Source organism: Pseudomonas paralactis (assembly GCF_001439735.1).
Classification (GTDB): Bacteria; Pseudomonadota; Gammaproteobacteria; order Pseudomonadales; family Pseudomonadaceae; genus Aquipseudomonas; species Aquipseudomonas paralactis.
On the sequence record NZ_JYLN01000002.1, the window covers coordinates 36,222 to 63,089 of the forward strand.

Consider the following 26,868-nt stretch of genomic DNA (forward strand, 5'->3'; position numbering starts at 1 on the left):
CCTTTAGGGAATCAATAGGGTCTCGCTCAGCGCCTGAATGGGCTAAGTCGACAAGGTGTCTTGCAGGTGTTCTTGATGAGGCGTGAAGGTCCACAGAGGGGCCCTCAGCGGGTGGCTCTAAGGGTGACCCTGGGATTAGATCCAGGTGTCGTTTTCATCCCACGCCATGATTGAACGGCCACCATTACGGGACGCACGGATGTTCTGACCATGGGCACGAATCTTGGCCTCTTTGGCCTCACGCTCAGCCTTCTTACGGGCGATTGCCAGCGGGTCATGTGCCTCAGCCATTTGACGGTTGCGCTCAGCAAAGAACGCAGCGTCCTTACGGCGCTTTTCTTCCTCACGGCTAACCTCAGCGCGTTGAATAGAGACCTTGCGGAACTCGTCAGGGAAGCCACGCGGCGACAGGCCGACAGCTTCATACTGGTCACAGATTTCAGTCATGCGGTCTACGTTGCGACCACAGGCAGCGAACAGACCGGCCAGCATTGCACCCTCGGCAAATTCCTTGGTGACCTCTTGGCCTTGGACTTCATACTTGGTTTCAGACAAACGGGAAATATTGAGTTTCATGGTGGTAGCTCTCCTTTGTGTGTTGGTGGTGTGGGCCGAAGGTGTCCCGCGCTGCTGACTCATACTTGGTCAGACTCACGCTGCGCTGTGCCGTATCGGACAGACTTAGTTAACGGGACGCTCTACTCTCTCCTTAGTGAGGTGAAACGGGATTGAGATACGGGCTTAGGGTTGAGGACCCATTGAGGGCTCTTGAAGCTCGGTCACGTCGCTGTCAGTGCGACGACCTTTGCCATGTGCCCAGGCTTGCGGACCACAGCGGCCAGCATTAAGCCAATCGCCGGGGAGACCAAAAGGGTTTCATAGCGAGCCTGTGAGGCGTTCAGGTAGAAACCATGCTCGGCCACAACGTCACCGGGAAAGGACGGGTGAGGACTGGTCAAGGTCCAACGAAAACCGCCAAGGTGTGGCGCTTTGATCACTGCGCCGGATTCTTCAAGGTTGCTCAGAATGATCTCAGCGCGGTCCTTAACGGTTCGGTGTTCACCGCCCAGGGTGATAGCGATAGCGTGGGTTGCGGTCATCTGTGTGGTTGTCATAAGGGTTCTCCTTTTAGAGGTCGATAGGGTGCCGCCCAGGCTCTCAGTGAGCCCAGGAAGGTGAGGTGTGTGGTTGCTTTAGGATGAACCTTAGATACGACCCTGCGCGGTGTTGTCCGGGTCTTGGAACATCAGGGAGCCTTTAATCAGGGGGATGCGTAGGTGGGCGCAAAGGATGCCCGCAAGGTCAATGCCCTGCTCTACCAGTCGCTCAAAGCGCTCAACGGTACGAACACCCACATAGCTACGCATGTCAGCCAGGACAGCCGGTGCATCGAAGGTGACACGCTTGGCCTCATGGTCCCAGGTACGGAACTCACAACGGCGGTTGTTATAGCGTAGGCGCATGTCGATGAATGCAAGGCGGGCAGCCGCTGGGAATTCTTTATTGATGGCCTGTAGTTCGGCCTCGGTGATAGTGGTCACAGACTCACGGTCCTCCTTTAGTTGTTCGATACGTGCCAGCTCGGCACGCTCAAAGGTTGTCAGCTCGTTCCCGTCAAGGTCTTCCTCAAGGGCAAACACGATGTCGTCAGGGTCAAAGCTGAATTTCTCGCCAGTGGCAGGCCGGTACACAATGACCGACCCTTTAGCACGGGGCTCACCTTTGAGGGCCTTCCCGGTGCGGACAGAACGCAAGCCTGTAGGGCTCTCAGGGTCCAATGCCCACAGGGTACGGCAGACCTCGATAGGGGGCAGTCCCAGGGGCAACGAGCGGGCGGCCCATCGGCGCTGTTCAAGGATGGTCTTGACGCGGCTCAGTCCGTGACCTTGCAGGGCCTCAGGGCGGTCCTCATAAAAGTCAGCCCACATATTCATCAGTCGGCTAACGTCCACGCTCGCCCCAAGGGCCCCCACGATGGTTGCTGCGCTCAGATGCTGCGCTGTAGGGAAAACTTTGTAGCGCTCTGCCAGCTCACTCAGCGGCTCCTCAGTGGTGGTCATCCATTCGACCCAGGCAGGCAAGTCGTTAGGGTCCACCTCAGGCGGGCAAGGGCGGGACGGAATGACGGCAAGGTCAGCGCGGATAGAAACCTGCAAGGTAGCAAAGGCCTCAGCGGTCAGGATGGTCGGTGCAGTGGTGGTCTCCGTGGTCATGGTGGTGGTCTCCTTAATTTCAATCGTAAATGTGTGTCAGCTCATGCGGCTCTCACAATGTTGGTGGTGGAAAGTAAAGGGGTTGTGTTCTGTAACCTCAGTGAGGGTTTCTGTTCCCAGTAGCCTCACGGGCCTTAGCTTCGCGTACCTTCTTGGCCTCACGGCGGCGGGCCTGGGTGACCTCAAAGTGCTCACGGATCTCCTCAAGGGTGTGGCCTTGTAGGTCCAGCCCCCCCCCCCCCATGTGTGCAGGTGGTAGCGTTGCGATTTGGTCAGGATGGTCGGCACCTTGGGTGCATGGTAGGCGCTCGTTACGATTCAACGCGCAGGGTCTTGAAGACCTCAAGGGTTCGCTCAGGGCTCACCAGCTCGGCCACCTTCATCGACTCAGCACGGGTCAATTTGTCAGTCTCAGCGGGCAACTCAGGGAGGGCCTGTGCGATTGCTTTAAGGGTGTCGGCGTGGCTCAGTCGCAAGGCAACGGCCAGGGATACGGTGGTGTCTACTCGGCGTTCAGTGTGTGCGGTCATGTGGTGGGTGTCCTGTTCTGGTCTGTGAAAATTCCTGTGTGTTTTGAAGGAAGGTCGTAGGTGTGTCCCTTCCTCACCTGGTGAGGGGTTTTAATCCCAGGTCCTAAAGTGAGCCTTACGGCCAGCCCTCAGCGGGACCCATTACGGCTTCAAGCGGGAGCTGACAGTAGAAGCTGGTCACGTTGGCGAACTCGCCGTGTTCCTCAAGGATTGCCTCAAGAGCAGCACGACACATTGCGTTGAGCTGTGTGCTGTCATGGTCACGGTCAAGCATGAAGCTTTTGCGCAGGTTGTAGCCCTCGACACAGCCAGTCACGCGCCCGGTCTTGGCGTTGAGGTAGACCCCTTTAGGGAAGAACCCTCCACGGCCTGGGGTGTTGCGTGCGTTCTGGCGATTGGTGCAGGCCCGTAGGTTGCTGGCCTTGTTGTTGCCTGGGTCACCGTCCTTGTGGTCGATGTACAGGCCCTGGGGATCAGTGCCGGTGGTCAGTGCATACACGACCCGGTGAACTGCCAACCCTTGGAATGACCAATAGCCATCGGGCCGCTGCGTGCCTACGGGTTGACCTTCAAGGGTCGCAAGGCCCGAAGGGCTCAGGGAGTCGGCCTTGTAGGAAGCGGAAAGGGTCTTAATGTCGATCTGAATATTTTGCATGGTGGGTATCTCCTCGGTGTCTGGTTGGTGGTTCTCCTGGGTGACCCGTGGTGTGGGTCTTATAGGTGCGTGTAGGCCCTGATCGGTTGCTCAGTGATCCCTTAAAGGTTGCTCGGTGATGCTGGTCAATCTGTGGTCGGTAGACCCAGGCTCAAAGGTCTCTCTGAGGTGGGATTGCTTATCAGCAAATAATCCCATCACAAAGGGTCTCTTAGAGGGTCTTTAGTCTTGTGTCCGCATTGAGTGATTGCCTCTTAGAGGTCGGTCATTAGGTTTCTTTATCTTGTGTCCGCATTAAATGGCGAACGCATCAGCTCCCAGGTCCAGGCGTAGCTGTGCCATCTGGTCAGGTGTCGATTGAATGGCCGGGACCGTCTCGCGCTGGTGACCTTCAAAGTCTCCCATAGCAGCCCTCAGCCACTTAGGCCGGGACCTCATAAGCGGTTGCAAGGCCACCTCAAGGGCGTTGAGATAGCGGCGAGCCATCCGGGAGGACAGGCCCAGGTGTGCCCCAATGGTCTCTGTAGAGAACACGTCAAGGGACTCAAGCAATTCATAGAGGGTTTTAACGGGGAGCTGCTTGGTTCCGCCGTGGTCCAGCTTTGCGACTCCAGAAAGGATGTCTTCAGACCATCGGTCATACCGGTCCTGAAAATCCAGATGACCACAGAAAGGGTTCTCAATGATTGTCGGCACGGTTCCTCGCTTGGGTTTCGCAGGGACAAGGCGCAGCCCTGTCAGATAGTCCGCCCGGTCGAAGGCATCGGCCAGGGTGTGGAGTAGAACAGGTGTGTGGTGGATCATGGTGGTGGTCTCCTATAGCTCGCCTTATCGACGGGCAGCGTTGAGCCTCCCGTGGCGTAGGGTGATTGGTGATGTCCTCTTGTGGGTGAGGGGTTTTAATCCGAAGTGTCTAAACGAACCCACCTTGCCCCCCCATTGAGGGGATCGCAGCGGGAGACGTTGGGTGGAAACTGTATTGTCAGTGTTCTTGTGAGGGTATCTGTTGCGAAGTATCAGAGCGTGGCCCACACAGGCAGCCGGTTACTTTGCGGCACAACCCCAGCGCTCAACCTTTGATGCCTGGGCGGAAGTCCTCTCCTCGGCCTTGCACTTATTCCGCTCAACTAAGGCTGTGGTGATTTCCTCGGCGTGCTCTTGAAGGCGAGCACAGCCCATAGGTGCCTATCTCTCAATGGGTGAGGGATTCTAATCCGAGGTGTCAATTCGTAGCCTTAGTGAGGGTTTCTGCGGGTAGCGCGTAGCGGACAAGATAGGAAAGTGTTCGCGCCTTCCCGTTTTAGTGGGGTTATTCCGACCTGCTTAAAAGACAAAAGCCCTCAGCCACTTTGGCTGGACCTCATCAGTGGTTGTATGGCGACCTTAGGGCTCCAATTTGTGCCACGCTGCTATAGATGGAGAACACATCAAAAGCTCAAGTAATTCAATAGTGCCTTCACAGAGAGTCACTTGGTTCCGCCGTGTTCCAGCCTCGTGCCCCTGCAAGGATTTACTCAGCCCATCGGTCGTTGTCAGCCCCTTTACCACCTCATCGCAGGACCTTCGCCTTATTGGCATTAAGTGATAATTTCTGGCAAAGTCTTCTGTATGGGAAATTAGGTATTTGCCATTCAAGGATTGAACGATGAAGAAAGTGATTCAGCTAAAAGAAAAGCCTGCAGGTTACTGCACGAACGCAGCGAGAGCTGGAGAGCCCGTCCATATCCAGTACCGAGGAGTTTCCTTATCTTCAAGCGGCAGAGATTTCATTCGTAAGGTTGAGGCTTTCCCTAACCAGATGTTAGAAATGGCCTATACCGACTTTCAAGCCTCAACGGTTAAGCGCTTCGTTGCCATAATTCACGGCAATCTTGAAGCAGAACTGCACTTAAATGACTTTGAAGTATATGCTGAAGCACTCGTAACCAGAAGCGTTAAAGCGGGTGACGCCTTAAGAAAAAGCGACTTCCACCACTTTGACAAAATGACATTAGAAGGTATCGACTTCCCTGAAGATTGCGGCTACGTTGTGATACTGAACAATGGATGGGAGAGAATCCTATTCTGGGATTTCGGCCCTTTATTAGAAAATGAAAACTATGCACCTATAGACTACGACGTAGGCCGCCTTATAGCTACAGGGTTCTCGGCTTCAGTTTTCCCAGAGATTTTTGACCTGAATGACGACGAGTGGAGCAAGATTATTGCTTCCGGCTGGTTCCCATTCTCTTATCTTGATTATGAACAACAACTGAACCTATTGAATTACTTAAAGCTCGACTGGGACACCCAGGAGATAGAGCAAAGCATTGACAAAAAACTATGTGACGACAGTACTGAGTGGCTATCAAAAATAAGCAGCAACGAGAAAATAAAACCACATTACGACCTCATTGAAAAATCATTTAAATATCACCTAAACAACGATTACGACGCTTCGATACACATACTCTACCCAAGGATTGAAGCGCTCCTCCGGGAGGATTTTATCCGAGCAAACCCTAAAAAACAGGGGAGACAACAGAGTGTGCTTTCTTCTCATATATCTACCAATGTAACGAAGCACACTCATACGGTCACGCGACTACTCCCCGACAGATTCGGAGAATATCTCAACAAACACTATTTTAAAGATTTTAACGTTGAGGAAGTAACTGACTTCATCAGCAGAAACACTGTCAGCCATGGCAAAAACCCAACCTCCTCATTCACAAGAAAAGCGTCACTAATAGGCTTTTTAATTCTCGACCAAATCCATCAATACACCCACCTATCAAATACTTTTGAAATAAGAATCCAAGATGATGAGAGAACAGCACAAGCCAATCCCGAATGACTCTGGACAGGACACCACAGGGAAACCCTCGTAGAAAAGAGTCAAAACTAAATACCGAAACACGGGACAATTCAAATGTTTGGTTTCTTTAAGAAAAAACCCACACCCCCAAATGAGCAAGCCAGGGAGACACTTTCGCGGACGGCCACTATCATTGAATTAAACCTCATACTCTGCAGATCCACACCGAGCTACAAAGCTAAACTCAGCAGTGATTTTGTAAGAGGCTATTTTATAGGATTCTTTGATGCATCATTGCAATATTCAAAAACACCGTTAAGAGACGACGAGGAGTTTTTCATTTGCATGCTGTATGGGCATGAAGCCTTACTAAGAAAAGACATAAGCTCCACAACTGAATACACGCGGGCCTCAATTCACCTGCAAGGTGTAGAGGGATTCGACAAAGGACAAGCGGCAGGCGGAAGAGATTATTTTGATTTTATGAACAAAACTATCAACTCACCTGTCACCCTACTTAAAGTTTTTCACGACAACTAAAGAAATTTTGCGACCTCGACACATACAGGGTCTTGGTCGCAAATATCAGAAAAATATCTTGTAGAGCCCAAACAGACCTAAAGCCACAAACAAATAAAACACTAACTGAACCCCCTTCTTGGTAACACTTTTATTTATCACCCAAAGCTCATCAAGAAAAAAATCTCTAAACTTACGCTCATCAACGTCCATTGACAGGCCATATTGAGGAAGCAAATCAACAGCACGAAAATATTGGATTTGCGCCAGCCTTGATAAATTATTATTGTTGTCGTCTATTTTCAGCTCATCTTCGCAAAACATTTTCCAAGCCATAGTTCTTGCGGCCTTTTCACCATTTGAAGCTATCGAAAGTATATGTAGCTCACGACTCCTAAGCTCCTGAGCAACCTTTTCAACGCCATAAAGTTCGAGATTTCTCATTCCATTAAGACCTAATTGTATATTTCTTTTAGCCTGTACGTTTGATAACTGATCGACCGCGAAGCATGCTCCAAGCTCGGCTCAGTTACCCACTAACAGAACTGCTCAGTCCGTAAGATTCGCCCCACGTCAGTATCCCGTTAGAGCTGCGCTTGGTGGTCGTATCGGTCTGGGTATGAGCCACTGTCCGTATACGCCTTGCCCGCAGAGGGCCACCTTGGAGGTGACCTTACGGCATTATTCACAGAGGTCGCCACGTTTCGGTGGTGTCGCTTTGGTTATTGTGGTTTTTTAATCGCGCCCTCACTGTGACCAAAGCAGCCAAACCAGTCACAAAATACAGCCGTGATAGTTTTTTAACAGCACCAAAACCCATGATACCTTCACATTGCACTAACCGCGTTTACGCCGATTGAGTCTATGGCGAGCATCCCACATCAGACGTTCATTTTCTGAACTCGGCTCCTTCATATAACGCCGCTCAGCCCGTCTCAGCCCGTACTCGGGGAAAATTCGGCTGACAATAACTTTCAATGCTGCCCATCCAAATATCAGGACCACTACGATCCCTATAAACTCAAACATCCTACTTTCCTTGTTGAGAAACTTCATACAAATACATTATGGAGACACCGTATTGCACATAGATAGGCTCTGCTCGCATATCTGGGCTATAACCTACCAGATGAGTTCGAGCCTCTTTCACTACGCGCCTATTAGTCATCATTGCTTTAGCAAAATCATAGGGGATGCCACGTGACACAGCATAACTAACTGAGCGATTTATGGTCCCTCTAAGAATACCTTTAAGGACGTTCCATAAGATGAAGCAGAGGATCACAATAAATATCGTCGTTAACACCTGGTCACTTCCTTGAAGCCCACTAAACAGTGCCACTATTTTAGTACCAGTCGAGTGCTTTAACCAGAGCCTCGGCCATTCGTCCCACCTCAACTGCGCTCCCCGCCCCGTATAAGTCATAACTGATAGACCCCGAAGCGTGCCCCAAGATGGACTCAGCGGTTCCCACAGGCACCTCAGCGGCCTTCAAGGCACCGGCCAGCGAGTGACGTAACGAGTGGAAGGTCTGGGTCCGATCAGCGTTCAACGTCAGGACCTCCCTAAGGGCCCCATTGAGCACGTTCGAGAACTGACCGGCTCCCAGTGTGAACAGCCGGGAGTCTGCCTTTCTGACGAACTCAAGGAACGCCTGAAGATCGAAGCCGTAGGCACCATCAGTAAGCGGCACAACACGGAGAGCATTCTTGGTCTTGGCTGTCTTGCCATCGTTCCTGTTGATGTCGATGACCCACACGCTGCCGACCTGTTTAACGTCAGCCTTGGTCAACTGCCTGAGTTCTTCGATACGGGTCCCAGTGATCACCCCAAGGGATAATGCCCAGCGCTGCCAAGCGTCCACCGGAAGCGACTTAGCGTGAGCCATCAGGGCCTTTACCTGATCTTGAGAGAACGCCTCACGGGAGCTGTCAGCGCCTTTCGTTGGCTTCAGGCCCTTATCAAAACTCTTGTCGAGGTATCCGTTATTCACAGCCCAATCCATGACAGTCGATAGCCGGGTCAGCAGCTTCTTAACCGTTGAAGGCTTACGGTCCTGAAGGAGCTTGTCCCTCAGATTCTTCATGTCCTCCCGTGTGTGGGTCTTCATATCCAAGTCGCCAAGGATCAAGCCGATAGCCTCACACGATGACTTCACGTCCCGCATGGTGCTGTCCTGAATGCTGTCTTTGCGTTCCGCCATGTAGAGCCCAGAGAGGTCCTTGAAGGTCAGACTTGGGGAAGCATTTACAGATATAGGCAGGGAGAGAGCCAAAGGCACGCCACAAGACTCATCATTGAGGTCCTTAACGATCTCGACCAGTTTCCCTGACCGTCCACGCATGCGTTCCTGTGAGGCCTCAATGATCTCAAGTGCCTTACTCACTGCCCGTTGCTGGTTAACGCTGAGGGGCAGCTTTGCGGAGGCCATACGCAATGCCAAATGATGCTCATCGTTGATCATCTCGTAAGCGACCAAAGAGCTGTCACCGTGCGCCATCGTCAAGTTGTACTCTGCGATGTCTATAAGGCGCTCACGGAGTTCGTCCCAAGACGCCTCATGGTTGTCTAATTGGTAAGCCTTAAGGGTCGTGAGGATGTCTTGCGAGATGGTCATTGCGATGGCCTTGTCGGTAGTCCTGAGTGACAGCGTGAAGAAGCCCTTAACGGTTCCTTGAGGGCGAAGGCGAAGGTAATAGCGACCAGACCGGCGATAGTGGTACGGCTTGGCGAGCGCAGTTTGTAACAGGTTTGTCCCACTTCGGGAGCGGTGGATGACGGTCATCGGCTGAAACCCCTGTATCCATTGGGTTTAGCCTCATCGGGTTGAGTTCTACAGCAACTATAAGGTCAGCCGTGACCTGATCGAGTTGCGCAACCTGGCACAAGTGGCCGAGTTGATGATCCGTTCAGCCATGGAGCGCAAGGAAAGCCGGGGCCTGCATTACACCCTCGATTACCCGCAGATGTTGCCCGAAGCCCGCGACACTATCCTGGTGCCAACCACCTACGGCGGCTGAACTTCAGGCGTACCCGCAGGCGCCGGTGCACATCGGCGGCCTGCGCATCCCAGGGCACACAGACCGTGCGTACTCGTCGCTCACCCTGCACGCGATAACGCAACACCACGACCAACGGCAACGCCAGGCTGTCGGGCCGAAGCTGCACGGCGTGCCAGCCGCGGGCGGCGTTCCATAACTGCCAGCCATCATCATCGCGGCGCAGGCCACGAATCGACGAGCGGTGAGTGAGCAGAACATGGCGCGGTAGCACCCACGCACAGTGGGCCAGGCATAACAGGATGCCGAGGCTTGAATAAGGCAGGCTCACGATCAACAGGCTGCCCAGCGCGAACAGCAGGGCAAGCAGATACGCCGCCAGCAACAGCCGCGAGGCCTGCCAGCGGCATTCAAAGCGATTACTTGGGCTGGACACGATCCAGAATCATCCGGACCATGCGCTGCAGCTCTGGATCTTCAGATTCGGCGCGCTCCATGAACCAGCCGAACATGTCCTGATCTTCACAGGTCAGCAGCCTGACGTAGAGGTCGCGGTCCACCTGATTGAGCGTCGCGTACACCTCTTTGGTGAAAGGCACCAGCAATACATCCAGCTCCAGCATGCCACGACGGCTGTGCCAGTAGAGGCGATTGATTTCTACATCTTCGACCATGGAGCCCTCCTCAAATAGAGCGCAAGTATACAGGCCCGGCGACACCGGAACAGTCGGCTTTGGTCGCCCGCGACGAAACTATGCATTTGCCGGACGCCCCTCTATGATGCACCCATGACTTTTTAACCTGCGATGACCCATGGCTGACTCTGCTTTTTTCTGCACCCTGTCCCACGAAGGCGTTCTTGCCGTCCGCGGTTCTGATGCTGCCAAATTCCTGCAAGGCCAACTGACCTGCAACCTCAATTACCTGAGTGATACCCAGGCCAGCCTGGGCGCGCGCTGCACGCAAAAAGGCCGGATGCAGTCCAGCTTCCGTATCCTGCTGCAAGGTGACGGCGTACTCCTGGCCATGGCCACGCAGCTGCTTGAACCGCAGTTGGCGGACCTGAAGAAATACGCTGTGTTCTCCAAATCCAAACTCACCGACGAAAGCGCCGCCTGGGCACGCTTCGGTCTGGCGGATGCAGATCAGTGCCTGGCCGCCTTCGGCCTGGCGCTGCCCGCCGAAACCGACAGCGTGGCGCGCACCGACACCTTGATCGCCATTCGCGTGTCCCCCGGCCGTGCCGAGCTCTGGGTCCCCGCCGAACAAGCCGATGCCGTGCGCAGCCAACTGGCCGCACAATTGCCACAGGCTGAGTTGAATGCGTGGTTGCTTGGCCAGATCCGTGCCGGTATCGGCCAGGTGATGGCGCAGACCCGCGAGCTGTTCATCCCACAGATGCTCAACCTGCAAGCCGTGGGCGGCGTGAGTTTCAAGAAAGGCTGCTACACCGGCCAGGAAATCGTCGCGCGTATGCAATACCTGGGCAAACTCAAGCGGCGCCTGTATCGACTGAGCCTTGAAGCCACGCAGTTACCCGAGCCCGGCACGCCGCTGTTTTCCCCTGGCCATAACAGCGCGGTTGGCGAGGTGGTGATCGCGGCAAAAGCCGACCAGTCGATTGAACTTCTCGCGGTGCTGCAAGCCGAAGCTGCCGAGAGTGGCGACGTGCGTACAGGCAGCCTGGAAGGCCCCGGCCTGCAACTGCTTGATCTGCCCTACCAACTGGACCGTGATCGCGAGATCCAGCGTTAATCGCCGTACCTTTTTGCAGCACCTAGAGAGCATGAATGAACAAGCTGGCGGAAAAAATCCAACAGGCGTTGGTAACGGCCATCGACAACGATGACCTGGTTCTGCCGACACTGCCGGAGGTGGCCCTGAAAATTCGCCAGGCCGCCGAAGACCCGGAGATCAGCATCAGCCGCTTGAGCAAGGTAATCAGTCGCGACACCGCCTTGTCGGCACGCCTGATCAAAGTGGTCAACAGCCCGCTGTTACGGGCCAGCCAGGAAGTCACCGACCTGCACACGGCCATCACGCGGCTCGGTACCAACTACAGCAGCAATCTGGCCATCGGCCTGGTGATGGAGCAAATTTTTCACGCTCGCTCCGAAGTGGTTGCCCAGAAAATGCGTGACGTGTGGTGCCGCAGCCTGGAAGTCGCCGGCGTCAGCTATGCCTTGTGTCGTCGGCACAGCCACCTCAAGGCCGACCAGGCGGCCCTCGGCGGTTTGGTGCACCAGATTGGCGTGCTACCGATCCTCACCTATGCCGAAGATCACTACGAGCTGCTTTCCGATCCGGTCAGCCTTAACCACGTCATCGAGAGTATTCACCCGTTACTGGGCGACAAACTGCTGAGCGGCTGGGACTTCCCGGAAAAGCTGGCGAAACTGCCAGGCCAATACCTCAACCTGGAACGCGACTGCGCAAAGCTCGACTACGTCGATCTGGTGCAGATCGCCGTGCTCTATTGCCACCACAACACCGACCATCCGCTGGCTAAAGTCGACATTACCAGCGTGCCGGCCATGCAAAGGCTGCAGATTGATCTCTACAGCGAGAAGATGCGCACTGAACTGGACGAAGCACGTTCGATGTTCTACTGATCAACCGGCGATAAAACTCACGCGCACTTTCAAACCGGCCAACTCGCCGTCATGCAGACTGATCTGCGCCAGGTGTGCGCGGCAGATTTCCCCGACAATCGCCAGCCCCAAGCCAGACCCCATGCCCTGTTGGCTACGCCGATAAAAGCGCTCGAATACCCGGTCCCGCTCATCCAGCGGGATACCTGGGCCATCATCCTCAACCTCCAGCACCGCCGGTGCGGTCACGCGTAAAATCACATTGCCTCCGGGTGGCGTGTGGGCCATGGCGTTGTCCACCAGGTTGCTCAGGAGCTCATTCAACAGCGTCGGCTCACCACGCAACCACACCGGCTCGTCAGCCTCCAGTGCCAAGGCCACTCCGCGTGCGTGAGCCAGCGGCGCCATGGCCATGCCCAGTTCACGCGCCAACTGGCTGAGGTCGAGCAACTGCGCGCCGCCTTCAGCGATGGCTCGGGCACCGTTTTCGATGCGGGCCAAAGACAACAATTGATTGGCCAGATGGGTCAGGCGGTCAGTGCCCTGGGCAGCGCTTTCAAGGGTGCTGTGCCAGGTGGCCGGCTCCTGGGCACGCAAGCCCAGCTCCAGACGAGCCTTGAGCGCCGCCAGCGGCGTGCGCAACTCGTGGGCAGCATCGGCAATAAACTGCGCCTGGCGCTCGAACTGGCCGCGCAGACGCTCGGTGAAGTGGTTGAGGGAGCGCACCAGCGGGCCGAACTCATCCTGAACTTCCACCAGAGGCAGTGGCCGCAGGTCATCGGGCTGGCGCTCCTCCACCGCTGTACGCAGGCGTTCGAGCGGGCGCAGTGCAGCGCTCACCGCGAACCACACCAGCAGCAACGCACCGATGGCCAGCATCCCCAGGCGCAGCAATGTGTCGGCCATCAAGCTGCGGGCCATGGCGACGCGCGCTTCGTCGGTCTCCGCGACACGAATCTCGGCCATGCCATTCATGTTCGGCTCGGAAACGGCCTTGAGCAGGCTCACCACACGTACATGCTGACCCTGGTACATGGCGTTGTAGAAGCGCGCCAGGGCTGGGTAATCGTCGGTGCGGGGTGTTCCGGGCGGCGGGCCCGGGAGGTTTTCGTAACCGGAAATCAGCTTCTGATCAATGTCATTGACCTGGTAATAAATGCGACCGGCGCTGTCATAAGCGAAGGTGTCGAGGGCCACATACGGCACATTGGCGCTGAGGGTGCCGTCCACCTGGGTCAAGCCTGCGGCAATGGTGCGCGCCGAGGCCAGCAGCGTGCGGTCGTAGGCGGTGTCGGCGGCTTCGCGCCCGTTCCAATAGGCGCTCATGCCGCTGGCGAGCATCAACAGCACCAGCAACAGCGCCAGGTTCCACAGCAGGCGCCAACGCAGACTGCTGGGCTTATGCATCGCGGGCTTCCAGCAAGTAGCCCAGGCCGCGGAACGTCACGATGGCAATGGGCTGACCATCGAGCTTCTTGCGCAGGCGGTGCACGTAGATTTCGATGGCGTCGGGGCTGGCTTCCTCGTCCAGGCCGAACACCTGAGAGGCCAGTTGCTCTTTGCTCATCACGCGGCCCGGTCGGGCGATCAAGGCTTCGAGTACCGCTTGCTCACGGGAGGTCAACGTCATCAATTCACCGCCCACCGTGAAGCGTCGTGTGTCCACGTCGTATACCAACACCCCGCACGCCTGCTGACGTTCCCCACCGAGCACACTGCGGCGCAACAGCGCCTTGACCCGCGCCTCCAGCTCCGTCAGCTCGAACGGCTTGGCGAGGTAATCGTCGGCACCCAGGTTGAGGCCGTGCACGCGGTCTTTGACATCACTGCGTGCCGTCAGCATCAACACCGGCAGGTTTTTTCCTCGGGCCCGCAAGCGCGCCAGCACCTCGAAACCATCCATGCGCGGCAGGCCCACATCAAGGATCGCCGCCGCGTATTCCTCGCTGCCCAAGGCCAGGTCCGCGGCCACGCCGTCGTGCAGCACGTCGACGGTCAAACCCATGCCCTTGAGCGCTTGCGCGACGCTTTCGGCCAGTTGCAGATGGTCTTCGACCAGGAGGACACGCATGGATTTCTACCTCATGAGGAGTGGTCGGCGCAGCGTTTTATTGACCCGCCGGCCCGCGAGTTTACAGGCGCAACCTGCCCTGTGAAGCCCGAAAACATTGAAAGACAATTGAAAGGTTAGTGAAAGCTTCGCCCTTTAGCATCCAGCTACGGTGGTTTCTGTACGCCGAGCTGCCTCACCCGTAGCGCCCGAAAAACGCCTCGAAGCGTTTTCGCCAAAAATAAGAACAATAACGGAGTCCATCACGATGCTGTCGACACAGCCCCAGGCTTGCCCGCCCGTTCGTATTTCCCGTTTCACTCACACCGCACTCGCCGGCGCCGCTGCCCTTGCCGGCTTTTCGCCGCTAAGCCAGGCTGCCTTCTTCGAAGACAGTAGCGCGACCCTTGAAACCCGCAACATGTACTTCAACCGCGACTTTCGCGACGGCACCAGTGCGCAGCAGTCCAAACGCGACGAATGGGCCCAGGGTTTCATGCTCAACGTGCAATCGGGCTACACCGACGGCACCGTCGGCTTTGGCGTGGACGCGCTGGGTATGCTCGGCGTCAAGCTCGACTCCAGCCCCGACCGCACCGGCACCGGGCTACTGCCGACCCACGACAACGGCCGCGCCGCCAACGAGTACTCCAAACTGGGCCTGACCGGCAAAGTGAAAATCTCCGCGACTGAGCTGAAGATCGGCGCATTGATGCCCGAATTGCCGATCCTCAAGCCCAACGACGGTCGCATCCTGCCGCAGACCTTCAACGGTGGCTTGATCACCTCCAGGGAGTTCAAGAACCTGGTGTTCACCGGCGGCCGCCTGGACAAAGCCAAAGACCGCGACGACACCAATTACGAAGACATCGCGCTCAATAACAAGAACAGCCGCTTCCTCAGCGGCGCCACCGGCAAGCACTTCAACTTCGGTGGCGTCGACTACAAGTTCGCCGACAAAATCACCGGCAGCTATCACTTCGCCCAGCTCGATGACGTATACCGCCAGCACTTCCTCGGCCTGGTCGCTGCGCGCCCGATGGGCCCCGGCACGTTTGCCGCCGACCTGCGCCTGGCCATCAGCGATGACACCGGCTCGGCCCGCGGCGGCACTATCGACAACACATCCCTCAACGGCCTGTTCAGCTATGCCCTCAATGGCCATAAGCTCAGCGCCGGCTACCAGCACATGTCGGGCGACAGCGCCTTTCCGTATGTGGATGGCAGCGACCCGTACCTGGTCAACTTCGTACAGATCAACGACTTTGCCGGCGCCGAAGAACGCTCCTGGCAGGCACGCTACGACTACGACTTTGCCAAGCTGGGGATTCCCGGCCTGAGTTTCATGAGCCGTTACCTGTCGGGTGACAACATCAAGCTCAAGAACGGCCAAACGGGCAAAGAGTGGGAGCGCAACAGCGAGATCAAGTACGTGGTGCAAAGCGGCACATTCAAGGATGTGGCCGTGCGCCTGCGTAACGCGACCTATCGCTCCAACTATTCAGCCCGTGATGCGGATGAAATGCGCTTGCTGGTCAGCTACAGCGTAGCTCTTTGGTAAGTGTGCTTTGGTCAATACGTCCTGGTAGCAGAACCTGATAACAACAACGATGGAGATAACCATGAACCCTTCACTGCGTAAATTTGCCCTCGCCGCCGGCTGCATGTTGTTCGCCGGCCAGTTGCTGGCCGCCGACGAGCCCAAGCGCCCGGAATGTATCGCCCCGGCCTCGCCCGGCGGCGGTTTTGACCTGACCTGCAAACTGGCGCAAAGCGCGCTGGTCAATCAGAAGCTGCTGAGCAAGCCGATGCGTGTGACCTACATGCCCGGCGGCGTGGGCGCAGTGGCCTACAACGCAGTGGTCGCCCAACGGCCTGCGGATGCCGGCACGCTGGTCGCCTGGTCGAGCGGTTCGCTGCTGAACCTGGCCCAGGGCAAGTTCGGTCGTTTCGATGAGAGCGCTGTGCGCTGGCTGGCAGCGGTGGGCACCAGCTACGGTGCCATCGCAGTGAAAAGTGATTCGCCCTACAAGACCCTCGACGATCTCGTAAAAGCCTTGAAGAAAGATCCGGGCAGCGTGGTGATAGGTTCCGGCGGCACCGTCGGCAGCCAGGACTGGATGCAAACCGCGCTGATCGCCAAGGCTGCCGGGATCAACCCGCGTGAGCTGCGCTATGTAGCCCTGGAAGGCGGCGGTGAAATCGCTACCGCCTTGCTCGGTGGTCATATCCAGGTAGGCAGTACCGACATCTCCGACTCCATGCCGCACATCCTCAGCGGTGACATGCGCCTGTTGGCGGTGTTCTCCGAGAAACGCCTGGACGAGCCGGAAATGAAAGACATCCCCACCGCCAAGGAGCAAGGCTACGACATCGTCTGGCCTGTGGTACGCGGTTTCTACCTGGGGCCAAAAGTCAGCGATGCCGACTATGCCTGGTGGAAAGACGCCTTCGACAAGCTGCTGGCCTCCGACGAGTTCGCCAAGCTGCGTGACCAGCGCGAGCTGTTCCCGTTCGCCATGACCGGCCCGGAGCTGGACACCTACGTGAAGAAACAGGTGGCTGACTACAAAGTGCTGGCCAAAGAGTTCGGCCTGATTCAGTAATCGCCTCCTCTTTTGTGTAATGCCCCTGTAGGAGCGAACTGGCTCGCGAAAAACGCAAGTACACCGTGTGCATCCAGGATGGCCGGCGTCATCGTTGACGTTTTTCGCGAGCAAGCTCGCTCCTACAAGAGGGGCCTTGGAGTTTTCTATGCTCTTACAACGCATTTTCGCTGCCGCGATGCTACTGGCCTGCGTCGGCCTGGCGCTGATGGCCTGGCCGTATCAGGCGGCCTTTTCCTACGAACCGGTAGGGCCTCGGGCCTTCCCCCTGCTGCTGATCGGGCTGATGGCGCTGGCACTGATCTACATGCTGATTCGCCCGCAACCGACCAAGCACACCGAGGATGAGCCGGCGCTGGACCGCCCGACGCTCATCAAAATTGGGATTTGCGTGGCCTTGCTGCTGGTGTTTGCAGCCACTTTCGAATCCCTGGGTTTCATTCTCAGCAGCATGCTGATCGGTATTCCGATGGCGCGGCTGTACGGCGGCCGCTGGCTGCCCAGCGTAGTGATCATCACCTTGATGAGCATCGGTCTTTATCTGCTGTTCGATAAAACCATGGACGTGCCACTGCCCCTCGGTCTGCTCGACGTTCTGGAGAACTGATATGGATACTTTTGGCTATTTGGGCCAGGGCTTCGGCGTCGCGTTGAGCCCCTACAACCTGGTGACCGCACTGTGCGGCACCCTTATCGGCACCGTGGTCGGCCTGCTGCCGGGCCTGGGCCCAATCAACGGCGTGGCACTGTTGATTCCCATCGCGTTTGCCCTGGGCTTGCCGCCCGAATCAGCGCTGATTCTGTTGGCAGCCGTATATCTGGGCTGCGAATACGGTGGCCGGATCAGTTCGATCCTGCTCAACATCCCGGGCGAAGCCTCTACCGTGATGACCACCCTGGACGGCTACCCGATGGCCCGTAAAGGTATGGCCGGTGTGGCGTTATCGTTGTCGGCCTGGAGCTCGTTCATCGGTGCATTTATCGCCACCTGCGGCATGGTGCTGTTTGCGCCATTGCTGGCCAAATGGGCGATTGCCTTTGGACCGGCGGAATACTTTGTGTTGATGGTATTTGCGATTGTTTGCCTGGGCGGCATGGCCGGTGACAAACCGCTGAAAACCTTTGTGTCGGCGCTGATCGGCCTGTTCCTTGCGTGCGTGGGCATCGACGCCAACAGTGGTGTTTACCGTTTTACCGGCGACAATATTCACCTGACCGACGGCATCCAGTTCGTGGTTCTGGTGCTGGGCTTGTTCTCGATCAGTGAGATCCTGCTGCTCCTGGAAAAAACCCACCGTGGCCAGGAAGCCGTGAAAGCTACCGGGCGCATGATGTTCAACGTCAAGGAAGCCTTGTCGGTACTGACCGTTAACCTGCGCTGCGGGGTGTCGGGCTTTATCATCGGCGTCTTGCCCGGTGCCGGCGCGACCATGGCCTCGGCTGTGGCCTACATGACCGAGAAGCGTATCGCAGGCGCCAGCGGCAAATTCGGCCAAGGCGACATGCGCGGCCTGGCGGCTCCGGAAACCGCGATCGGCGCATCGGTCTGCGGCGCCATGGTGCCGATGCTGACGCTCGGCGTTCCTGGTTCGGGCACCACGGCAGTGATGATCGGCGCGCTGTCGCTGTACAACATCACCCCCGGTCCGCTGCTGTTTCAACAGCAACCTGATATCGTCTGGGGCCTGATCGCCTCGTTGTTTATCGCCAACATCATGCTGGTGGTCCTCAACATCCCGATGATCCGCATCTTCACGCGCATCCTTGCGGTGCCGAACTGGGCGCTGGTACCGGTGATCGCCATCATCACCGCAATTGGTGTGTACGCCGTACATGCCACCACCTTCGATCTGTTCCTGATGATCGCCATCGGCATCTTCGGCTACATCCTGCGCAAGCTGGACTTCCCACTGTCGCCGTTGCTGCTGGGCTTTATCCTCGGTGGTCTGATGGAGCAGAACCTGCGTCGTGCATTGTCGATTTCCAATGGTGCGCTGGAAATCCTGTGGTCCAGTCCGATCACCTTCGGTGTGTGGGTACTGACCGCCATCATGCTGCTCGTGCCATTGCTGCGTATCTGGCGCAAGCGCTCCTTGCAGCGCCGTGCCGTAGCCGATGTCTGAAGTCACCTTTAAACATTGGTGGGGAACACCGCTGGTCGGCCTGGCCGGCGGTTACCTGGCCAGCCTGGTCGGCTGGCCTTTGCCGTATATGGTCGGCTCGTTGCTGGCGATCATCCTGGTGCGGTGCCTGACGCCATGGCAACTGGCGGAAATCCCCGGCGGGCGCAAATGCGGCCAATGGGTGGTGGGCATCGGCATTGGCTTGCACTTCACGCCGCTGGTGATCGAACAAGTGATGAGCCACTTTGGCCTGATCTTCTTCGGTGCTCTGGTCACCAGTTTGTCGAGCGTGGTCGGCGTGTGGTTGATGCGCCGCAGCGGTGAAGACCGCGCCACAGCGTTTTTTTCGAGTATGCCGGGCGGCTCCGGAGAGATGGTCAACCTCGGCGCCCGTAATGGCGCGGTGCTGAGCCGGGTCGCGGCTGGGCAGAGTTTGCGCGTGCTGGTGGTGGTGCTCTGTGTGCCGGCGATCTTCAAGTATTTGCTGGGTGGCGGTGCACCGCAGTTTCACCCGGCGCCTGTGGACTGGGCCTGGCTGGCCCTGCTGTTTCCGATAGGTGCACTGGTGGCCTGGGGCTGGCAGCGTTTGCGCCAACCCAATCCCTGGCTCTTCGGGCCATTGCTGGTGAGTGCCATCGCCAGCGTGACCTGGGACTTACACATCGGCCTGCCCGACGGCGGCAGCCAGATCGGCCAATGGCTGATCGGCAGCGGTTTGGGCTGCCACTTCAATCGGCAGTTCTTCCGCAGCGCGCCGGTGTTCCTGGGCCGTACCTTGATCGGCACGGCGTTGACCATGGCGTTGGCGACATTGGCGGCGGTGGGGTTGAGCGCATTGACGCACCTGGACCTGCGCTCACTGACGCTGGGCATGATGCCTGGCGGCATTGCCGAGATGAGCCTGACGGCAGAGACATTGCAATTGTCGGTGCCGTTGGTGACGGCGATGCAGGTGATGCGTCTGCTATTTGTGCTGTTTTTGGCGGAGCCATTGTTCAGGCACTGGAACCGCCAGCCGTAAACAATCCAAACGCTCTCACATTTTGAATGTGAGAGCGTTTAGATTGGCGGCAGCCTCCACTCAATCGGCGTCTCGCCATTCTGCTCAAGAAACTTGTTGGTCCGGCTGAAATGCCCACACCCAATAAACCCCCGATACGCCGACAACGGCGACGGGTGCACTGACGTCAATACCAAATGTTTGGTGGCGTCGATCAGCTTCTGCTTGCCCTGAGCATGGGCGCCCCACAGCAAAAACACCAAGTGCGGCTGGTGCTCACTGACGACCTCGATAATTCGATCGGTAAAGAACTGCCAGCCCTTGCCCGCATGGGCGTTGGCATTGGCACGCTCCACAGTCATTGTGGTGTTGAGCATCAACACGCCCTGATCGGCCCAGCTTTGCAGGTAGCCATGATTGGGAATGTCGATGTTCAGGTCGCGCTTGAGCTCTTTATAGATATTGACCAGCGACGGCGGTGCCGGCACGCCCGGTTGTACCGAAAAGCACAGGCCATGGGCCTGGCCCGGACCGTGGTAAGGGTCTTGGCCAAGGATCACGACTTTGACCTTGTCCAGGGGTGTGGAATTGAGGGCGTTGAAAATCAACGGGCCGGGCGGGTAGATCTCTTTGCCGGCGGCATGTTCCTGGCGCAGGAATTCGCGCAACTGGGCCATGTAGGGCTTCTCGAACTCATCGCGCAGGGCGTGTTTCCAGCTGGGTTCGAGTTTGATACGGTCGCCATCGGTCATAGTTGAATTGTCTTGTAAAAAAGAATGAGGCGAACCCTAGGAAAGCCGACCCCGCTTGTCAATTGATCTGACACACCACCGGCACTTTCCCACGAAGGGATCATACTCATCCTTCACCTGCTTGATTGAGGTCACAATGAACCTGCACTTCGAAGAACTGGCCGGCAACGGCGGTGCGCGCATAGGCATCGCCAGCCTGGACGCGCCAAAGAGCCTCAACGCCCTCTCCCTGCCCATGATCCTGGCCTTGGCAGAACGCCTGGATGCCTGGGCCAAAGACGCGCAAATTGCCTGTGTGCTGTTGCGCGGCAACGGGCCAAAAGCCTTTTGCGCCGGGGGTGAAGTGCGCAGTCTGGCTCAGGAATGCCGTGAACAACCCGGCGAAGTTCCGACCCTGGCCGCGCAGTTTTTCGCTGCCGAGTATTGTCTCGACTACCACTTGCATACCTACCCCAAACCGCTGATTTGCTGGGGCCACGGCTATGTATTGGGCGGCGGCATGGGGCTGTTGCAAAGTGCCTCGGTACGCATCGTCACGCCGAGCAGTCGCCTGGCCATGCCCGAGATCAGCATCGGGCTGTACCCGGATGTAGGTGCCAGTTGGTTTCTGTCACGCCTGCCGGGCAAGCTCGGTTTGTTCCTGGGCCTTACCGGCGCCCATGTCAACGGCCGCGATGCCCTGGACCTGGGCCTGGCTGATCGCTTGCTGCGTGATGACCAGCAAAACGAGCTGCTTGACGGCCTGCTGCAATTGAACTGGCAGGAACAGGCCGCAATGCAGCTCACCAGTTTGCTCAAGGCTCTTGCCCAGGAGGCGGTCGGCCAACAACCCGAAGCGCAATGGTTGCCGCGCCGTGGGCTGATCGATGAATGCCTGGATGTGGGTGATATACGGTGTGCCTGGCGTGCGTTGAGCCTGTTGCGTGATCACAGCGACCCGCTATTGGCCCGCGCAGGTAAAACCCTCAGCGAAGGTTGCCCACTGACGGCCCACCTGGTGTGGGAGCAGATCCAGCGTGCCCGGCATCTATCCCTGGCCCAGGTGTTTCAGATGGAGTACACCATGAGCCTCAATTGCTGCCGCCATCCGGAGTTCGCGGAGGGTGTTCGAGCGCGCCTGATCGACAAGGACCAGACACCTCATTGGCATTGGCCGGATATCAATACCCTTCCGGAAGCGGTTGTGCATGCGCACTTTAACAAGGCGTGGGAAGGTAGGCATCCTCTGGCAGATTTATCTGACTACTGACAGGTCGGTGCTCTTGTCGTTGATGTTGAAAGCGCAGTTGTCCGGCTGGCTGTCCGTGCAGGTATATTCCGGCAGTTTGAACGCACCGGCCCGCAGCTCCCAGTAGAGGGTACTGGTCAATGACATGTTGATAATCTTGCTGCCCTTGTAGGGCCTCAGCGCTACAACGCCGCCCCAAGCGGTGCGATAGATGCATTTGTCCATGTAGCCGTTTTCCCTCTGCTCGTCCTCACCCGGTATAAAGACCGCGCCGATGAAGCCTTCGACAAGGCCCCGATACTTGACCTTCGGGCTTTGCCACCGCAGGTCGTTGCTCTCGACGCGATAATGGCCGTCGACATACGAAACCTGTGCCGGGTAAGCACAGCCTTGCTCCGCTCTGGCCGATGCAATGACGCCGGTCATCAGCAGGAACACGCAAATCGATAGTTTGAACATAGGGGGTTCCATCTGCTCAGTTTCACCACGTAAAGCTCAGGGGCTTTTCGCTAGTGAAATACAGCTATCGCCTCAAAGATAGCTGTTAAATCTGACAGTACGGACATACGGTACCTATAAAAAACGGCGCTTGATGCGCCGCTTGTTTTTCAAAATATTTAACGATGACCGCCGCGGCCCCCGCCGTGATCGGCACCCCGCCCATGCCCGCCGTTGCCCCAGCGATTACCCCAGCCCTGATTGGAATAAGGCCGGTAACCCGCTCTTGGGTAATAACGCGGTGCCGGCTGGTAATAGCGCGGCGCCGAGTAATAGCGAGGTTGTGGTGCATAGTAGCGAGGCGCAGGGGTGTAATAGCTGCGTCCATAGGGAGAGTAGCGCGGGCCGCCGTAGTAATAGGCGGGCGCCGGTGCGGTATAGACTTCGGAGCGATAGTAGGTGGCGCCTCCATCGTAATAGGGCACACAAGCTGACAGGGTCAGGCCGAGCAAAGCGATAAGCAGCAGTCGTCTATACATGGCGGCCTCCTGGACCGCGGAAGAGCTGCTCCAGCGACGCTGGAGAGCGGCATTCAGCCTTCACTGAATGACGAAATATCTGACATCAAAAACCGAATCTGGTGCGCCGACGACATAAGTAGAAACATCTGTTTCAGACGAAGTGAATGCCGGTCTTCAGAACGTGGTGATGGAACAGGGCTGAGCGGCGCTGTATCGTGCAAGCACTTGTGCGCCCCTGCCCGATTTCTGCCTGAACCGACCGATGACCACACCCTCCCTTTGCCCTGCCTGCGGTGCTCGCAACGACTGCGTCCTGGCCGATCCGCGCACCGCTGACCAGCCATGCTGGTGCTACAGCGTGACTATCGATCCGGCGGTGCTTGAAGCCTTGCCCGATGAACTGCGTAATAAAGCCTGCCTGTGTCCCCGTTGTGCCCAGGCGGACGAAGAGTTACGTAACCGCAATGCGCGTTGATCGTTTCCTCAGCAACCTGGCGCAGTTCAATCGCCAGCAAGTGCGCCTGCTGCTGGCGGGGCGCCGAGTGACCGTCGACGGTGTAGAAATCAGCGACCCCCATCATCCAGTGCGCGAATTCAGCCATGTCTGCGTTGATGGGGAAGTACTGCAGGCAGGCAAACCGGCGCGCTATTTCATGCTGCACAAACCCCAGGGCTGCGTGAGTGCCACCGCGGACCCGCAACATCCCACCGTTCTGGACCTGCTGGATGTGCCGGACAAGGCCGAGCTGCACATCGCCGGTCGTCTGGATTTCAATACCACCGGCCTGATGCTGATTACCAACGATGGCCAATGGTCGCGGCGCCTGACCCAACCACAGACCAAGTTGCCCAAGGTTTACCGCGTGGAAACCGAGCAAGAGATCGGCGAGCAGTACGCAGCAACTTTTGCCGAAGGTGTGTATTTCGCCTTCGAAGATCTCACCACCCAGCCTGCTGAACTTGAGTTGCTGGGCCCACGGACGGCGCGCTTGAGCATCATCGAAGGCCGCTATCACCAAGTGAAGCGGATGTTCGGCCATTTCGACAATAAGGTGATCGGCCTGCATCGCGAGCGGATGGGCCCCCTGGTGCTGGACACATCCCTTGCGCCGGGCCAATACCGACCACTGACCGACGACGAAATACGGCAGGTCTGACGACCGTTCGGCCTGCGATCGCAAAAAACCGGCCTTTGAACTTGCGGCCTGGCAGTTGTGCTGCTTGACTCAGGGCTTGCGCCACATCATGACTGATGAATCGCCCTATAACCTCCAAGAAACACCTTGCCTCGCCCGTGCTCGACCGACGGGCCTTCCCGGCAAACCGCCCCTCATAACAACACCCGCCGGCCAGCCAATCGGACCGACATGGGCCCTCATTTCAAGGCGTATGCCTACCTGTCACAAAGCTCGTGCAGAGTGATCTGCGCGCACTACCCGCTTGCCAGGAGTCTTACGACATGAGGCCAGAAATCGCTGTGCTGGATATACAGGGTCAGTATCGGGTGTACACGGAGTTCTATCGCGCGGACGCGGCTGAAAAGACCATCGTCCTGGTCAACGGCTCCATGGCGACCACGGCGTCCTTCGCTCAAACCGTGAAAAGCCTGTACCCGCAATTCAATGTGGTTTTGTACGACCAGCCTTACGCCGGCCGCTCCAAAATCCATAACCGCCATGAGCAAATGCTGACAAAGGAAGTTGAGGGCCAGATCCTGCTGGAACTGCTCGACCACTTCGCCGCTGAACACGTACTGTCCTTTTCATGGGGCGGTGCCGCCACTCTGGTCGCGCTTGCACACCGGCCTCGACGTGTGGAAAAAGCCGTGATCAGCTCGTTCTCGCCAGTGATCAATGCCCCCATGCGCGATTACCTTGAGCGCGGTGTCGATTACCTCGGCAACCTCGACCGCGACCGTGTCGGCCACCTGGTCAACAGCACCATCGGCAAGCATCTGCCGTCGCTGTTCAAGCGCTTCAACTACCGCCACGTCAGCAACCTGGCCGAGCACGAATACGGGCAGATGCACTTTCACATCAGCCACGTGCTCAACAGCGACCGGCTGTGCTACTTGAGAGCGGCCAGGCAGATCGATATTCCAGTGCTGTTTTTGAACGGCGAATGGGATGAGTACACCAGCGCCGAGGATGCCAAACTGTTTGGTCAGCATGTGGCCAAGAGCAGCTTCAGCACCATCCAGGCGACAGGGCACTTTCTGGATATGGAGCACAAAGCGGCGTGCCGGGATAGCCGTGAGGCCGTGGTGGGCTTCCTGAAATCAGAGCGACAGATGAGCCGGTTGCGATATCACCAGGGGCAGACGCAGCATGCCGCTGCCATTTGAAAGGGAGACTGGCGATGGCGAACAAGCACACTCGCCACACGCAACCCACACATTTTTCAAAGAAAAACTTCAAATTGCGGCGAACATCTGGTACAAAGTCAGCCGCTCTGAGCGGGTATAGTTTAGTGGTAAAACGAAAGCTTCCCAAGCTTTAGTTGAGGGTTCGATTCCCTCTACCCGCTCCACTTGAATGTGGCACCTGCGTCAGGATGAATCTGACGAAGGATGCATAAAAACCGGTCCCTGGTGACCGGTTTTTTTATGCCTGGGATTTGAGGTTCAAGAACGTTGCGCACTCATCAGCCCGGGGTTAGCAGGCCTCCAGCCCACCAGCGCGATCAACAGAATCAGCAGTTGCAAACCGATGATCAGCCCCACACACCCGGCCCAGCCCCAGCGCGCCCAAATCAGCGCCGGCACGATAGCTCCGCAACTGCCGCCCAGGTAGTAACAGGTCAGGTAGACCCCCACCGCTCCTGCCTTGCTGTCGCCCGCGCTGGCGGTGATGAAGGCGTTGGCGGCTGCCTGCGCGAGGAACACGCCGGTGGAGCTCAAGGCCAGGCCCACCACAATGCACCACAGCGAAGGCACCAGGGTCAGGGCCGAACCAAAAACGCCCAGCACCGCGGCGATGCTCAGCAGTTCGGCCTGGGGGCGGGTTTTGCTGAGGCGGCCGGCGATAGGTATCACGATCAGTGCCAATAGAAATACCGTGTACAACGCTCCCAAGGCCGCGGGCCCAAGGTTGAACGGCGGTAGGCCGAGGTACAAACCAGCGTAGGTAAAGGCTGCGACTTGCGAGAACAAAACACAAAAGCCTACGGCATAGGCGGCCAACAGCGGCTTGCGCAAAACACCTGACCACGCCGCCCTGCCCGGCTTCACCCGCGGGCGGTTGGCTGGCAACAGAAATTGGATAAAACCACCCACCATCAAGCTCAATACGGCCAGCCACTCAAATGCTTCGCGCCAGCCCACATACTCGGTCACCACCCCGGTGACGAACCGTCCGGCGAACCCACCCAGCACCGTACCCGCCACATACAGGCTGGTGACTTCAGTCACCGTGCCGCCGCTCCAGCGATCGCCGATGTAAGCCACGCTCGTGGCAAACACGATGGGGATCAACATGCCCTCGACAAAGCGCCACACCAACACTTCAGTGAAGCTGTCAGCATAAGCCGTCATCAAGGCCGGCCCCGCCAGCAGCAGCGCCGCTACGCTTATCACCGTGCGTTGCTCGAAGCGCCGCGTCAGATGGCTGACGAATGGCGCGGTAATCGCCACCGCCAGCGTGGTCACGGTAATGCTCCAGCCCGCAGCCTTGGCGCTGATGCCAAACTGCGCCGCAAACACCTGCAGGATGCTCTGGGTGGCGTAGAGGTTGAGGAACGCCGCACAGCCACACAGGAACAGGGCAAGGCGGGCACAATGCAAATGCGGCTTCATGAAACCTCTCGTTTTATTTCGTGCGGCCTTTATAGAATGGCTGGCGTGTCTT

Annotated in this window: 29 protein-coding genes, 1 tRNA gene and 1 pseudogene; 15 read left to right on the forward strand and 16 right to left on the reverse strand. The window is 57.4% G+C overall.

The genetic code is table 11. From position 1 onward, the window contains the following. Positions 1–135: 135 nt before the first annotated feature. The 6 genes from TX23_RS04350 to TX23_RS04380 form a co-directional block, all read right to left on the reverse strand. A complete protein-coding gene (locus TX23_RS04350; protein WP_057701173.1) occupies positions 136–576 on the reverse strand; it encodes a hypothetical protein in 441 nt (146 codons plus the stop codon). 203 nt (positions 577–779) lie between these two features. Beyond that, positions 780–1,115 carry a hypothetical protein gene (locus TX23_RS04355; protein WP_057701174.1) on the reverse strand — a complete coding sequence of 112 codons (336 nt, stop codon included), beginning with the start codon at positions 1,113–1,115 and terminating at the stop codon, positions 780–782. A gap of 90 nt (positions 1,116–1,205) precedes the next feature. Further along, a complete protein-coding gene (locus TX23_RS04360; RefSeq protein ID WP_057701175.1) occupies positions 1,206–2,213 on the reverse strand; it encodes a hypothetical protein in 1,008 nt (335 codons plus the stop codon). A 311-nt stretch (positions 2,214–2,524) separates the two neighbouring features. Beyond that, positions 2,525–2,743 carry a hypothetical protein gene (locus TX23_RS04370; RefSeq protein ID WP_057701177.1) on the reverse strand — a complete coding sequence of 73 codons (219 nt, stop codon included), beginning with the start codon at positions 2,741–2,743 and terminating at the stop codon, positions 2,525–2,527. A gap of 115 nt (positions 2,744–2,858) precedes the next feature. After that, positions 2,859–3,398: an HNH endonuclease gene (locus tag TX23_RS04375; RefSeq protein ID WP_057701178.1), complete on the reverse strand. Its 540-nt coding sequence runs from the start codon at positions 3,396–3,398 to the stop codon at positions 2,859–2,861. A gap of 294 nt (positions 3,399–3,692) precedes the next feature. Then, positions 3,693–4,202: a hypothetical protein gene (locus tag TX23_RS04380; protein ID WP_057701179.1), complete on the reverse strand. Its 510-nt coding sequence runs from the start codon at positions 4,200–4,202 to the stop codon at positions 3,693–3,695. A gap of 841 nt (positions 4,203–5,043) precedes the next feature. Here TX23_RS04380 and TX23_RS04385 point away from each other — a divergent pair. Continuing rightward, positions 5,044–6,234, forward strand: coding sequence for a hypothetical protein (locus TX23_RS04385; RefSeq protein ID WP_057701180.1), 1,191 nt, complete (start codon positions 5,044–5,046; stop codon positions 6,232–6,234). Positions 6,235–6,309: 75 nt separating this feature from the next. Beyond that, a complete protein-coding gene (locus TX23_RS04390; RefSeq protein ID WP_057701181.1) occupies positions 6,310–6,735 on the forward strand; it encodes a hypothetical protein in 426 nt (141 codons plus the stop codon). A gap of 45 nt (positions 6,736–6,780) precedes the next feature. On the opposite strand, the gene TX23_RS04395 is transcribed toward TX23_RS04390, so the two are convergent. Continuing rightward, a complete protein-coding gene (locus TX23_RS04395; RefSeq protein WP_057701182.1) occupies positions 6,781–7,158 on the reverse strand; it encodes a hypothetical protein in 378 nt (125 codons plus the stop codon). Positions 7,159–8,060: 902 nt separating this feature from the next. Then, positions 8,061–9,500, reverse strand: coding sequence for a tyrosine-type recombinase/integrase (locus tag TX23_RS04405; RefSeq protein WP_057701184.1), 1,440 nt, complete (start codon positions 9,498–9,500; stop codon positions 8,061–8,063). Positions 9,501–9,543: 43 nt separating this feature from the next. Between TX23_RS04405 and TX23_RS26855 the strand changes: the two are divergent. Then, positions 9,544–9,735 (forward strand): annotated as a pseudogene (locus TX23_RS26855) (L-aspartate oxidase); the annotation flags it as partial. On the opposite strand, the gene TX23_RS04410 reads toward TX23_RS26855, so the two are convergent. Both TX23_RS04410 and TX23_RS04415 read right to left on the reverse strand, forming a co-directional pair. After that, a complete protein-coding gene (locus TX23_RS04410) occupies positions 9,704–10,150 on the reverse strand; it encodes a protein YgfX (RefSeq protein ID WP_057701185.1) in 447 nt (148 codons plus the stop codon). The pseudogene TX23_RS26855 and the gene TX23_RS04410 sit on opposite strands and share 32 nt — an antisense overlap. Continuing rightward, positions 10,134–10,388 carry an FAD assembly factor SdhE gene (locus TX23_RS04415; protein WP_014717362.1) on the reverse strand — a complete coding sequence of 85 codons (255 nt, stop codon included), beginning with the start codon at positions 10,386–10,388 and terminating at the stop codon, positions 10,134–10,136. Before TX23_RS04415 ends, TX23_RS04410 begins: the two co-directional genes overlap by 17 nt. Positions 10,389–10,527: 139 nt before the next feature. Between TX23_RS04415 and ygfZ the strand changes: the two genes are divergently transcribed. Together ygfZ and TX23_RS04425 are read left to right on the forward strand one after the other, a co-directional pair. Further along, positions 10,528–11,469, forward strand: a complete 942-nt coding sequence (gene ygfZ / locus TX23_RS04420; protein ID WP_057701186.1) for a CAF17-like 4Fe-4S cluster assembly/insertion protein YgfZ — start codon at positions 10,528–10,530, stop codon at positions 11,467–11,469. Positions 11,470–11,504: 35 nt separating this feature from the next. Then, on the forward strand, positions 11,505–12,326 hold the full coding sequence (locus tag TX23_RS04425; RefSeq protein ID WP_057701187.1) for an HDOD domain-containing protein: 822 nt from the start codon (positions 11,505–11,507) through the stop codon (positions 12,324–12,326). Here TX23_RS04425 and TX23_RS04430 read toward each other — a convergent pair whose 3' ends face one another. Further along, positions 12,327–13,712 carry a sensor histidine kinase gene (locus tag TX23_RS04430; RefSeq protein WP_057701188.1) on the reverse strand — a complete coding sequence of 462 codons (1,386 nt, stop codon included), beginning with the start codon at positions 13,710–13,712 and terminating at the stop codon, positions 12,327–12,329. Next, entirely contained in the window at positions 13,705–14,376 is a 672-nt protein-coding gene (locus tag TX23_RS04435) for a response regulator (RefSeq protein ID WP_057701189.1), read from the reverse strand. The genes TX23_RS04430 and TX23_RS04435 overlap by 8 nt, the downstream gene beginning before the upstream one ends. A 247-nt stretch (positions 14,377–14,623) precedes the next feature. Between TX23_RS04435 and TX23_RS04440 the strand changes: the two genes are divergently transcribed. The 5 genes from TX23_RS04440 to TX23_RS04460 all read left to right on the forward strand — a co-directional run bounded on the left by TX23_RS04440 (position 14,624) and on the right by TX23_RS04460 (position 20,105). Further along, positions 14,624–15,916: an OprD family porin gene (locus TX23_RS04440; protein WP_057701190.1), complete on the forward strand. Its 1,293-nt coding sequence runs from the start codon at positions 14,624–14,626 to the stop codon at positions 15,914–15,916. Between the two features lie 61 nt (positions 15,917–15,977). Then, positions 15,978–16,961, forward strand: coding sequence for a Bug family tripartite tricarboxylate transporter substrate binding protein (locus TX23_RS04445; RefSeq protein ID WP_057701191.1), 984 nt, complete (start codon positions 15,978–15,980; stop codon positions 16,959–16,961). A gap of 148 nt (positions 16,962–17,109) precedes the next feature. After that, positions 17,110–17,568 (forward strand): tripartite tricarboxylate transporter TctB family protein, encoded by a 459-nt coding sequence (locus TX23_RS04450; RefSeq protein WP_057701192.1) that lies wholly within the window; start codon positions 17,110–17,112, stop codon positions 17,566–17,568. Position 17,569: 1 nt separating this feature from the next. After that, the gene (locus TX23_RS04455; protein WP_057701193.1) at positions 17,570–19,084 is read left to right on the forward strand and encodes a tripartite tricarboxylate transporter permease; all 1,515 of its coding nucleotides are present in this window, start codon (positions 17,570–17,572) and stop codon (positions 19,082–19,084) included. Then, on the forward strand, positions 19,077–20,105 hold the full coding sequence (locus TX23_RS04460) for an AbrB family transcriptional regulator (protein WP_057701194.1): 1,029 nt from the start codon (positions 19,077–19,079) through the stop codon (positions 20,103–20,105). The genes TX23_RS04455 and TX23_RS04460 overlap by 8 nt, the downstream gene beginning before the upstream one ends. Positions 20,106–20,143: 38 nt before the next feature. Here the strand turns inward: TX23_RS04460 and ung are convergent, their stop codons facing one another. Beyond that, on the reverse strand, positions 20,144–20,836 hold the full coding sequence (gene ung / locus TX23_RS04465) for a uracil-DNA glycosylase (protein ID WP_057701195.1): 693 nt from the start codon (positions 20,834–20,836) through the stop codon (positions 20,144–20,146). A gap of 136 nt (positions 20,837–20,972) precedes the next feature. Between ung and TX23_RS04470 the strand changes: the two genes are divergently transcribed. After that, complete coding sequence (locus TX23_RS04470; RefSeq protein ID WP_057701196.1) at positions 20,973–22,085, forward strand: enoyl-CoA hydratase/isomerase family protein; 1,113 nt, start codon at positions 20,973–20,975, stop codon at positions 22,083–22,085. Here TX23_RS04470 and TX23_RS04475 read toward each other — a convergent pair. Together TX23_RS04475 and TX23_RS04480 are read right to left on the reverse strand one after the other, a co-directional pair. Further along, positions 22,071–22,523 carry a DUF3757 domain-containing protein gene (locus TX23_RS04475; protein ID WP_057701197.1) on the reverse strand — a complete coding sequence of 151 codons (453 nt, stop codon included), beginning with the start codon at positions 22,521–22,523 and terminating at the stop codon, positions 22,071–22,073. The two genes, TX23_RS04470 and TX23_RS04475, sit on opposite strands and share 15 nt — an antisense overlap. 158 nt (positions 22,524–22,681) lie before the next feature. Continuing rightward, entirely contained in the window at positions 22,682–23,041 is a 360-nt protein-coding gene (locus TX23_RS04480) for a hypothetical protein (RefSeq protein ID WP_057701198.1), read from the reverse strand. Between the two features lie 244 nt (positions 23,042–23,285). On the opposite strand from TX23_RS04480, the gene TX23_RS04485 reads away from it, so the two are divergent. The 4 genes from TX23_RS04485 (at position 23,286) to TX23_RS04500 (ending at position 25,552) form a co-directional block, all read left to right on the forward strand. Further along, positions 23,286–23,498: a cysteine-rich CWC family protein gene (locus tag TX23_RS04485; RefSeq protein WP_057701199.1), complete on the forward strand. Its 213-nt coding sequence runs from the start codon at positions 23,286–23,288 to the stop codon at positions 23,496–23,498. Then, the gene (locus tag TX23_RS04490; protein WP_057701200.1) at positions 23,488–24,180 is read left to right on the forward strand and encodes a pseudouridine synthase; all 693 of its coding nucleotides are present in this window, start codon (positions 23,488–23,490) and stop codon (positions 24,178–24,180) included. The genes TX23_RS04485 and TX23_RS04490 overlap by 11 nt, the downstream gene beginning before the upstream one ends. A gap of 302 nt (positions 24,181–24,482) precedes the next feature. Then, positions 24,483–25,367 (forward strand): alpha/beta fold hydrolase, encoded by an 885-nt coding sequence (locus TX23_RS04495; protein ID WP_057701201.1) that lies wholly within the window; start codon positions 24,483–24,485, stop codon positions 25,365–25,367. 111 nt (positions 25,368–25,478) lie between these two features. Then, a tRNA-Gly gene (locus TX23_RS04500) sits at positions 25,479–25,552 on the forward strand. Positions 25,553–25,646: 94 nt separating this feature from the next. Here TX23_RS04500 and TX23_RS04505 read toward each other — a convergent pair. Continuing rightward, complete coding sequence (locus tag TX23_RS04505; RefSeq protein WP_057701202.1) at positions 25,647–26,816, reverse strand: MFS transporter; 1,170 nt, start codon at positions 26,814–26,816, stop codon at positions 25,647–25,649. Between the last annotated feature and the right edge of the window lie 52 nt (positions 26,817–26,868).

Excerpts from the sequence above, each read along its gene's own strand:
- TX23_RS04485 (WP_057701199.1), top strand. The coding sequence starts at position 23,286 with ATGACCACACCCTCCCTTTGCCCTGCCTGCGGTGCTCGCAACGACTGC.
- TX23_RS04495 (WP_057701201.1), top strand. The coding sequence starts at position 24,483 with ATGAGGCCAGAAATCGCTGTGCTGGATATACAGGGTCAGTATCGGGTG.
- TX23_RS04350 (WP_057701173.1), bottom strand. The coding sequence starts at position 576 with ATGAAACTCAATATTTCCCGTTTGTCTGAAACCAAGTATGAAGTCCAA.
- TX23_RS04455 (WP_057701193.1), top strand. The coding sequence starts at position 17,570 with ATGGATACTTTTGGCTATTTGGGCCAGGGCTTCGGCGTCGCGTTGAGC.
- TX23_RS04390 (WP_057701181.1), top strand. The coding sequence starts at position 6,310 with ATGTTTGGTTTCTTTAAGAAAAAACCCACACCCCCAAATGAGCAAGCC.
- TX23_RS04440 (WP_057701190.1), top strand. The coding sequence starts at position 14,624 with ATGCTGTCGACACAGCCCCAGGCTTGCCCGCCCGTTCGTATTTCCCGT.
- TX23_RS04425 (WP_057701187.1), top strand. The coding sequence starts at position 11,505 with ATGAACAAGCTGGCGGAAAAAATCCAACAGGCGTTGGTAACGGCCATC.
- TX23_RS04490 (WP_057701200.1), top strand. The coding sequence starts at position 23,488 with ATGCGCGTTGATCGTTTCCTCAGCAACCTGGCGCAGTTCAATCGCCAG.
- TX23_RS04430 (WP_057701188.1), bottom strand. The coding sequence starts at position 13,712 with ATGCATAAGCCCAGCAGTCTGCGTTGGCGCCTGCTGTGGAACCTGGCG.
- TX23_RS04505 (WP_057701202.1), bottom strand. The coding sequence starts at position 26,816 with ATGAAGCCGCATTTGCATTGTGCCCGCCTTGCCCTGTTCCTGTGTGGC.
- TX23_RS04355 (WP_057701174.1), bottom strand. The coding sequence starts at position 1,115 with ATGACAACCACACAGATGACCGCAACCCACGCTATCGCTATCACCCTG.
- TX23_RS04450 (WP_057701192.1), top strand. The coding sequence starts at position 17,110 with ATGCTCTTACAACGCATTTTCGCTGCCGCGATGCTACTGGCCTGCGTC.
- TX23_RS04385 (WP_057701180.1), top strand. The coding sequence starts at position 5,044 with ATGAAGAAAGTGATTCAGCTAAAAGAAAAGCCTGCAGGTTACTGCACG.
- TX23_RS04395 (WP_057701182.1), bottom strand. The coding sequence starts at position 7,158 with ATGAGAAATCTCGAACTTTATGGCGTTGAAAAGGTTGCTCAGGAGCTT.
- TX23_RS04460 (WP_057701194.1), top strand. The coding sequence starts at position 19,077 with ATGTCTGAAGTCACCTTTAAACATTGGTGGGGAACACCGCTGGTCGGC.
- TX23_RS04475 (WP_057701197.1), bottom strand. The coding sequence starts at position 22,523 with ATGTTCAAACTATCGATTTGCGTGTTCCTGCTGATGACCGGCGTCATT.
- TX23_RS04415 (WP_014717362.1), bottom strand. The coding sequence starts at position 10,388 with ATGGTCGAAGATGTAGAAATCAATCGCCTCTACTGGCACAGCCGTCGT.
- TX23_RS04405 (WP_057701184.1), bottom strand. The coding sequence starts at position 9,500 with ATGACCGTCATCCACCGCTCCCGAAGTGGGACAAACCTGTTACAAACT.
- TX23_RS04435 (WP_057701189.1), bottom strand. The coding sequence starts at position 14,376 with ATGCGTGTCCTCCTGGTCGAAGACCATCTGCAACTGGCCGAAAGCGTC.
- TX23_RS04480 (WP_057701198.1), bottom strand. The coding sequence starts at position 23,041 with ATGTATAGACGACTGCTGCTTATCGCTTTGCTCGGCCTGACCCTGTCA.
- TX23_RS04375 (WP_057701178.1), bottom strand. The coding sequence starts at position 3,398 with ATGCAAAATATTCAGATCGACATTAAGACCCTTTCCGCTTCCTACAAG.
- TX23_RS04470 (WP_057701196.1), top strand. The coding sequence starts at position 20,973 with ATGAACCTGCACTTCGAAGAACTGGCCGGCAACGGCGGTGCGCGCATA.
- TX23_RS04380 (WP_057701179.1), bottom strand. The coding sequence starts at position 4,202 with ATGATCCACCACACACCTGTTCTACTCCACACCCTGGCCGATGCCTTC.
- ygfZ (WP_057701186.1), top strand. The coding sequence starts at position 10,528 with ATGGCTGACTCTGCTTTTTTCTGCACCCTGTCCCACGAAGGCGTTCTT.
- TX23_RS04360 (WP_057701175.1), bottom strand. The coding sequence starts at position 2,213 with ATGACCACGGAGACCACCACTGCACCGACCATCCTGACCGCTGAGGCC.
- TX23_RS04370 (WP_057701177.1), bottom strand. The coding sequence starts at position 2,743 with ATGACCGCACACACTGAACGCCGAGTAGACACCACCGTATCCCTGGCC.
- ung (WP_057701195.1), bottom strand. The coding sequence starts at position 20,836 with ATGACCGATGGCGACCGTATCAAACTCGAACCCAGCTGGAAACACGCC.
- TX23_RS04445 (WP_057701191.1), top strand. The coding sequence starts at position 15,978 with ATGAACCCTTCACTGCGTAAATTTGCCCTCGCCGCCGGCTGCATGTTG.